This window comes from Streptomyces sp. MnatMP-M17 (genome assembly GCF_900091995.1).
GTDB lineage: Bacteria > Actinomycetota > Actinomycetes > Streptomycetales > Streptomycetaceae > Streptomyces.
On sequence record NZ_FMDK01000156.1, the window covers coordinates 1 to 8,177 of the forward strand.

General features: G+C 68.9%; 7 protein-coding genes. 4 read left to right on the plus strand and 3 right to left on the minus strand.

What is annotated here, in order from left to right:
* Nucleotides 1–170: 170 nt before the first annotated feature.
* Nucleotides 171–1,358, minus strand: a complete 1,188-nt coding sequence (gene nadA / locus GA0115259_RS08100; RefSeq protein ID WP_093593012.1) for a quinolinate synthase NadA — start codon at nt 1,356–1,358, stop codon at nt 171–173.
* Between the two features lie 294 nt (nt 1,359–1,652).
* On the opposite strand from nadA, the gene GA0115259_RS08105 reads away from it, so the two are divergent.
* Nucleotides 1,653–2,009: a HesB/IscA family protein gene (locus GA0115259_RS08105; protein ID WP_093593015.1), complete on the plus strand. Its 357-nt coding sequence runs from the start codon at nt 1,653–1,655 to the stop codon at nt 2,007–2,009.
* Between the two features lie 130 nt (nt 2,010–2,139).
* Here GA0115259_RS08105 and GA0115259_RS08110 read toward each other — a convergent pair whose 3' ends face one another.
* Nucleotides 2,140–3,576 carry a hypothetical protein gene (locus GA0115259_RS08110; protein ID WP_093592999.1) on the minus strand — a complete coding sequence of 479 codons (1,437 nt, stop codon included), beginning with the start codon at nt 3,574–3,576 and terminating at the stop codon, nt 2,140–2,142.
* Between the two features lie 261 nt (nt 3,577–3,837).
* Here GA0115259_RS08110 and GA0115259_RS08115 point away from each other — a divergent pair, with 261 nt between their 5' ends.
* Entirely contained in the window at nt 3,838–4,842 is a 1,005-nt protein-coding gene (locus GA0115259_RS08115) for a carbohydrate kinase family protein (RefSeq protein WP_161230320.1), read from the plus strand.
* Nucleotides 4,843–4,896: 54 nt separating this feature from the next.
* Here GA0115259_RS08115 and GA0115259_RS08120 read toward each other — a convergent pair whose 3' ends face one another.
* Nucleotides 4,897–6,279 (minus strand): cysteine desulfurase/sulfurtransferase TusA family protein, encoded by a 1,383-nt coding sequence (locus GA0115259_RS08120; RefSeq protein WP_093593005.1) that lies wholly within the window; start codon nt 6,277–6,279, stop codon nt 4,897–4,899.
* Between the two features lie 315 nt (nt 6,280–6,594).
* On the opposite strand from GA0115259_RS08120, the gene coxB reads away from it, so the two are divergent.
* Nucleotides 6,595–7,557, plus strand: a complete 963-nt coding sequence (gene coxB / locus GA0115259_RS08125; RefSeq protein ID WP_093593008.1) for an aa3-type cytochrome oxidase subunit II — start codon at nt 6,595–6,597, stop codon at nt 7,555–7,557.
* Nucleotides 7,554–8,177 (plus strand): cytochrome c oxidase subunit I (locus GA0115259_RS08130; protein ID WP_176732476.1); only part of this gene is annotated, 624 nt, incomplete at its 3' end. The genes coxB and GA0115259_RS08130, both read left to right, overlap by 4 nt.

Below are 8,177 nucleotides of genomic sequence, written 5' to 3' on the forward strand. Positions count from 1 at the left end.
CAACCCCCCCGCCACAATCAAAAACAGAGGGGCGGCCCCCACGTGGCACGGGACCTGCCGGCCCACCACGACTACCTGGGCGGCGGCGGGGGCGCCCGGGTGTGGTCGGGGTGCCCCCGCCGCCGTAGGGGGTGGGGTGCTGGGGCCTGTGCCGCCTGCGGCCATGCTCCCTACGGCAGCGCCAGCATCCGTTCCAGTGCCAGCTGAGCGAAGTCCGCCGTCTCCTTGTCGACCTGGATGCGGTTGACCTCGTTGCCCTCGGCCAGTGACTCCAGCGCCCAGACCAGGTGCGGCAGGTCGATGCGGTTCATGGTCGAGCAGAAGCAGACGGTCCTGTCGAGGAAGACGATCTCCTTGTCCTGTGCGGCGAAACGGTTCGCCAGGCGCTGGACCAGGTTCAGTTCGGTGCCGACCGCCCACTTGGAGCCCGCGGGCGCCGCCTCCAGCGTCTTGATGATGTATTCGGTCGAGCCGACGTAGTCCGCCGCCGCGACGACCTCGTGCTTGCACTCGGGATGCACCAGGACGTTCACTCCCGGGATCCGCTCCCGTACCTCCTGGACGGAGTCCAGCGAGAAGCGTCCGTGGACCGAGCAGTGCCCGCGCCACAGGATCATCTTCGCGTCCCGCAGCTCCTGGGCCGTGAGACCGCCGTTCGGCTTGTGCGGGTTGTAGAGGACGCAGTCCTCCAGGGACAGCCCGAGCTCCCGTACCGCGGTATTGCGCCCGAGGTGCTGGTCGGGCAGGAAGAGCACCTTGTCGCCCTGCTCGAAGGCCCAGTTCAGCGCGCGCTCGGCGTTCGAGGACGTGCAGATCGTGCCGCCGTGCTTGCCGGTGAAGGCCTTGATGTCGGCCGAGGAGTTCATGTACGAGACGGGCACGACCCGCTCGGCTATGCCGGCCTCGGTCAGTACGTCCCAGCACTCCGCGACCTGCTCGGCCGTGGCCATGTCGGCCATGGAGCAGCCGGCGGCCAGATCCGGCAGGACGACCTTCTGGTCCTCGGAGGTGAGGATGTCCGCCGACTCGGCCATGAAGTGCACACCGCAGAAGACGATGTACTCCGCGTCGGGCCGCGCCGCCGCGTCCCTGGCGAGCTTGAAGGAGTCCCCGGTGACATCCGCGAACTGGATGACCTCGTCGCGCTGGTAGTGGTGGCCGAGGACGAAGACCTTGTTCCCGAGCTTCTCCTTGGCCACGCGGGCACGCTCCACCAGGTCCGGGTCGGACGGGGAGGGCAGATCGCCGGGACACTCCACGCCCCGTTCGCTGCGCGGGTCGGCCTCGCGGCCGAGCAGCAGCAGGGCCAGCGGTGTCGGCTGGACAGCGAGATCCTGTCGGGTCTGGGCGGTGGTCACGTCACGCACCCTTTCTTCTCTGCGAGCGGAGTCTTCTCTGCGAACGAGTCGGAGCGAGTCTGCGAAGCCTTTTCGTCTATTTGACGTTATCTATCATAACCTGATTCACGTCACTTTGACGATGCCGATAGCGTCGATGTGACGCATTCCAGGCAGGGCCGCCCGCTGACGATTCAGGAGCCGGTGTGCGAGCATGAAGGAGGCAAAAAGACACGCGCCAGCGCCCGGAATGAATCCGCGGCCGAGCCGGTTGAACTGTCGGCAAGCAGTCCGTACAACCCGGGAGAGAAGCAGATGTCCGTATCGGACGACACCACCACCGTGAGCGACGGCATCCTCCTGTCCGATGCCGCCGCGGGCAAGGTCAAGGCCCTGCTGGACCAGGAAGGCCGGGACGACCTCGCACTGCGGGTCGCCGTTCAGCCCGGCGGCTGCTCCGGCCTGCGTTACCAGCTCTTCTTCGACGAGCGCTCGCTCGACGGCGACGTCGTCAAGGAGTTCGGCGGGGTCAAGGTCGTCACCGACCGGATGAGCGCTCCGTACCTCGGCGGCGCCTCCATCGACTTCGTCGACACCATCGAGAAGCAGGGCTTCACGATCGACAACCCGAACGCGTCGGGCTCCTGCGCCTGCGGCGACTCCTTCAGCTAGGCCGGACAGGGCGGCCTGGGCCGGCTGAGCCCTTCCGCGGCAGACAGAGAAAGGCGGCGGTCCCCCCTCGGGCCCGCCGCCTTCCCTGTGCGCACCCGACCGGGCACGCACGTCTTCGGGCTCCGCCGCCTCAGCTGTGCGGCACGAGCTCGCCTGTCACCGCGTCGACCACCCGGCGCTCGCCCAGCGGCCTCTCCAGCGTCACCGTCACGGTCTGTGCCTTGGCCATCGCCACACAGACCTGGTCAGGGCCGGACGCCGAGTGGGAGATCCGCACCTTGACGGCCGTACCGCTCTCGTCCGCGTGTGCCGTGTATGTACCGCACACGCCGCCCATGAAGCGCAGGGCCAGACTCCGGCCGTCCACGCTGTACGACATCAGGCCCGGGTCGCTCAGCTTCGGTTTCGGCTCCGGCGCGTTCTTCGCCAGGGACTCCGGGGCCACGGCGAGCTGGACGAGCGAGTGCGACGGAGCGCCGCCGCCGGGCACCACCTCGAACAGCCAGGACGGTACGAGCGCTCCGCGGCCCTCCACCGTCCGCAGCGCCAGTCCGAGGACCGCCCTGTCGATCTCCACCGGCTCCGCGCCGGCCGGCACCGACGGCTTGCACCGGGCCGCCGCCGTCCCGTCCTCCAGCGGCATCGCGGTGGCGCACTCGACGGCCGGGCCACGGCCACGGAGATCGGCGGACGCCTTGTTCAGCTCCTTCAGCGCCTCGTCCGCGCCGATCACCGGATACGCCTCGCCCGGCTCCGGCGCCGTCAACTGACCGGTGCCGTGGACCACTTGGCCGTCCGCGCCGATCTGGATGCCGGTCGACCAGCCATAGGTGGGCAGCCCACCTATCACCGGATCCGCGTTCACCACCCGTACCGCGCCCATCAGTTGAGTGGCGTCGAGCTCCGCGTCGCTCTGGCCCAGCGCCTTGAGTACCGGAGCCGCCGCCCGCTTCGCCGCCGCCTCGCTCACGGCACCGCCCGTACCGCCCGTGGTGGCGCCCGTGCCCGTACCGCCGCCGCCGACGCTCGGACAGCTCTTGCCCTTGAGACAGTTGTCACCGCGCGTCGCAGGGCCGAAGCGGTCGAAGGTCCACGTTCCCGGCGCCTGCTTGGTCACACGGAGCAGCGGTCCCGAACCGTCCTTGTCCGTACCGGCCTTCCAGAACGTACCGTCGGAACGCGGCGTGCCCGCTATTCCGAGCGCCTCGGCCAGCCGGGCCACCTCGTCCGCCGTGACCGCTCCGCTCACCCGGTGGACCTGGGCCGTACCGGGACCGTCGGGCAGTTCGCCCTTGGCGCGGTAGATGAATCCACGTGGATCGGGCTCGCCCGGCGCGATACCGAGCGGTGGCGGCGTGACATCGAGCGGTGGCGGGATGCGGTCGCCTCCCGGCGTACCGCTCCCGCCGCCCGTATCGTCCGCGCCGCTGCCGCCGAAGGCACTCGTGGCGAAGTACGCGCCACCGCCACCGGCGATCAGTACCGCCGCCGCCACCGTGGCGACGAGCGGAGAACGCCGCCGACGCGGGCGGTCCGTGCTGTTCCCTGGGCGCTCCGTGCTGGCCACCGCTGTACTCCTTCGACCGCGTTCCCCCGGATGACATCGGTGGGACGGAAGCGAGGAGCGCCCGGTTCCCTGCGCGGAGCGGTGCGATGCGGTCCAGACGCGGTCGAGACGCGCTCCATGGGCACCGTACGCACCGTCCGGCTCACGAAGAAAGGCCTACTATCGAGTAGATTCGGACCTTCATCAGACCTTAGGTAGGGCGCCGCCCGAACCGGTAGCGTGAACCGTCAACCGTTCTCCTTCATCAGGAGCGTTCACGCCGTGCGAATCGCAGTCACCGGCTCCATCGCCACCGACCATCTGATGACCTTTCCCGGCCGCTTCGCCGACCAGCTGGTCGCCGAGCAGCTCCACACGGTCTCCCTCTCCTTCCTCGTCGACAACCTTGAGGTGCGCAGGGGAGGTGTCGGGGCGAACATCTGCTTCGGCATGGGCCAGCTCGGCACCCGTCCGCTCCTGGTCGGCGCGGCCGGCGCGGACTTCGACGAGTACCGCGCGTGGCTCGACCGCCATGGAGTGGACACGGACTCGGTCCGGATCTCCGAGGTCCTGCACACGGCCCGGTTCGTCTGCACCACGGACGCCGACCACAACCAGATCGGCTCCTTCTACGCGGGCGCGATGAGCGAGGCCCGCCTGATCGAGCTGAAGAAGGTCGCCGACCGCGTCGGCGGACTCGACCTGGTGCTGATCGGCGCGGACGATCCCGAGGGCATGCTCCGTCACACCGAGGAGTGCCGTACCCGCGCGATCCCGTTCGCCGCCGACTTCTCGCAGCAGATCGCGCGTATGGAGGGCGAGGAGATCCGTACGCTGCTCGACGGAGCGACGTATCTCTTCTCCAACGAGTACGAGAAGGGACTCATCGAGTCCAAGACCGGCTGGAGCGACGCCGAGATCCTCTCCAAGGTCGGCCACCGGGTGACCACTCTCGGCAAGCGCGGCGTCCGTATCGACCAGGACGGCGAGGAGCCGATCGTGGTCGGCTGCCCGGAGGAGGAGACCAAGGCCGACCCGACGGGCGTCGGCGACGCCTTCCGCGCCGGTTTCCTCTCCGGACTCTCCTGGGGCGTCGGACTGGAGCGCGCGGCCCAGGTCGGCTGCATGCTCGCGACGCTGGTCATCGAGACGGTGGGCACGCAGGAGTACACCCTGCGCAGGAACCACTTCATGGAGCGCTTCACCAAGGCGTACGGGCATGACGCGGCGGCCGAGGTCCAGGCGCATCTGCCCGAGACGGCCGTGTCCGACGCGACGCCCGCCTAGACCGGGCCGCTCGCCCAGACCAGACCGGATCGGACCCGACCGGACCGGACCGGGCTACGAGATCCGGCGGACCACATAAGCGACACCGTGGTCCGCCGGCCGCTCGCCCAGATACTCCTGACCGCGCATCTCGCACCACGCGGGAATGTCCAGCCGCGCCGCCTCGTCGTCCGACAGGACCGTCACCGTCCCGCCCACCGGCACCTCGCCGAAGATCTTGGCCAGCTCGATCACCGGGATCGGGCACCGTCTGCCGAGCGCGTCCACCACCAGCGCCGGTGTCCCGCCCGGACCGGCGGCGGAGACCGGCGCGCCGAGCCGTTCGCGTACTCCTGACACCGCCTTGGGCAGCACCTCCAGGAACCGGTCCACCTCCGCCTCCGGCGTACCGAGCGGCAGCGAGACCCGGACATTGCCCTCCGACAGCACTCCCATCGCCCGCAGTACATGGCTTGGCGTCAGCGTGCTGCTCGTACAGGACGAACCGGACGATACGGAGAAGTCCGCGCGGTCCAGCTCGTGCAGCAGCGCCTCTCCGTCGACATAGAGACAGGAGAAGGTAACGAGATGCGGGAGCCGGTGCTCCGGATCGCCCACCACCTCGACATCCGGCACCAGTTCCGGCACCCGCGCCCTGATCCGGTCCACCAGCGCCCGCAGCCGTACCGCCTCGTCCGCCGCCTCGGCGCGTACCGCCCGCAGCGAGGCCACCGCCGCCACGATCGCCGGGATGTTCTGGAAGCCCGGCGCGCGTCCCGACTCCCGTTCGTCGGCGGGACCTTGAGGCGCGAACCGCACTCCCTTGCGTACGGCGAGCAGCCCGACGCCCGCCGGACCGCCCCACTTGTGCGCGCTCGCCGTCAGCAGCGACCAGGCGCCCTCCACCGGGCCCCAGCCCAGCGACTGCGCCGCGTCCACCAGCAGCGGGACTCCTCGGCTCCGGCAGGCCTCGGCCGCCTCGGCCACCGGCTGCTCCGTACCCACCTCGTGGTTGGCGGACTGGAGACAGGCCAGCGCGGTGTCCTCACGCAGGGCCTCGGCGTACTCCTCCGGCGACACCGCTCCGTAACGGTCCACCGGCACCTCGGTCACCTCGCCGCCCGTCGCCGCCTCATGGGCCGACGCGGCATGCAGTACGGAGGAGTGCTCCACCGCGGAGACCACGAGATGGCGTCCGGCCCGGCGCCGCCCCGAGAGCGCACCGGACATTCCGGAATGCACCGCATATGTTCCCGAAGGAGTGAAAGTCAGCTCGTCGGGACGGCAGCCGACCGCCTCCGCGGCGGCCTCCCGGGCGGTGTTCAGCAGCAGTACGGCCCGCCGTCCCTCGCGGTAGAGCCGGGCGGGATCCGCCCATCCTTCGTCGAGGGAGGCCTGGAGGGCCTGCCGGGCGACGGGATGCAGCGGAGCGGAGGACGCGACGTCGAAGTAGGACACACCACCACGCTAGAACTTTTCTTACGGACCTTGCCGGGCCGGCCCCGTTGTCGCGGCCCCGGAGGCACCTCAAGGCAGCGCGGAAGCAGCCCGGAAGCAGCCCGGAAGCGGCCCCGAAGCGGCCCGGAGGTGGGCATTCCACCCCTTCGGAGTGCGGCGCGGCGCGTTGGGCACCCTCCCCGCACGGCCCCAAAACGAGTCCAGTAGGGTTTGGTCCGCATAAACATCCAAACCCCTGCCCGCGTCAGGGCCGGCGACCGACCTGCGAGACGGCCGCGGCCGGCCGCGCGGGCGAGACTCTCGGGAAGGCGCTACGTGAGTCCCAACGGCTCCGACCGCTCGTCGCGGCGCCCGATGCGGCGGAAGCTGCCGCAGGTGCTGACTGCGGGCCTGATCCTCGCGACCGCCACCGGTTGCACATACAAGGACTTCCCCCGCCTCGGAATGCCCACCCCAGTCACGGAAGAGGCTCCCAGGATCCTCTCCCTCTGGCAGGGCTCGTGGGCGGCAGCGCTCGTCACGGGCATCCTGGTATGGGGTCTGATCCTGTGGAGCGTCATCTTCCACCGGCGCAGCCGCACGAAGGTGGAGATCCCTCCGCAGACCCGGTACAACATGCCCATCGAGGCGCTGTACACCGTGGTCCCGCTCATCATCGTCTCGGTGCTCTTCTACTTCACCGCACGTGACGAGACGAAGCTCCTCTCCCTCTCCGAGAAGCCGGCCCACACCGTGAACGTGGTCGGCTACCAGTGGAGCTGGGGCTTCAACTACATCGAGAACGTGGACGGCAACCCGTCGACGGGCAGCACGATTCCCAAGCAGCTCGACGCCATTCCCAACCGGTTCACGAAGCAGTTCCCCAAGGGTGCCGAGGGCGTCTACGACGCCGGTGTCCCGGGTCAGCGCAATCCCCAGACCGGCAACCCGGGCCCGACCCTGTGGCTGCCCAAGGGCGAGAAGGTCAGGTTCATCCTGACCTCGCGTGATGTCATCCACTCCTTCTGGGTGGTGCCGTTCCTGATGAAGCAGGACGTCATCCCGGGGCACACCAACTCCTTCGAGGTGACTCCGAACCAGGAGGGCACCTTCCTGGGCAAGTGCGCCGAGCTGTGCGGCGTCGACCACTCGCGGATGCTCTTCAACGTCAAGGTGGTCTCTCCGGAGCGCTACCAGAAGCACTTGGAAGAGCTGGCCGAGAAGGGCCAGAACGGCTATATCCCGTCGGGCATCGCGCAGACGGATCCGGCCAAGAACGCGGAGACGAACAAACTGTGAGCATCCTCAACGAACCCCAGGGTGCCGCCGCCGCAGCGAAGGACTCGTACGAGAACGAGCTGCCGGTACGGCGCAAGCAGCCGGGCAATGTCGTCGTGAAGTGGCTGACCACCACCGATCACAAGACGATCGGCACGATGTATCTGATCACGTCGTTCGTGTTCTTCTGCATCGGCGGTGTGATGGCGCTCTTCATGCGCGCCGAACTGGCCCGTCCCGGCACGCAGATCATGTCGAACGAACAGTTCAACCAGGCGTTCACGATGCACGGCACGATCATGCTGCTGATGTTCGCGACGCCGCTGTTCGCCGGATTCGCCAACTGGATCATGCCGCTCCAGATCGGCGCGCCCGATGTGGCGTTCCCGCGGCTGAACATGTTCGCGTACTGGCTGTACCTCTTCGGCTCGATCATGGCCGTGAGCGGCTTCCTCACTCCGCAGGGCGCCGCCGACTTCGGCTGGTTCGCCTACTCGCCGCTGTCGGACGCGGTCCGTTCACCGGGCATCGGCGCCGATCTGTGGATCATGGGTCTGGCCTTCTCCGGCTTCGGTACGATTCTCGGCTCGGTCAACTTCATCACCACGATCATCTGTATGCGCGCGCCCGGCATGACGATG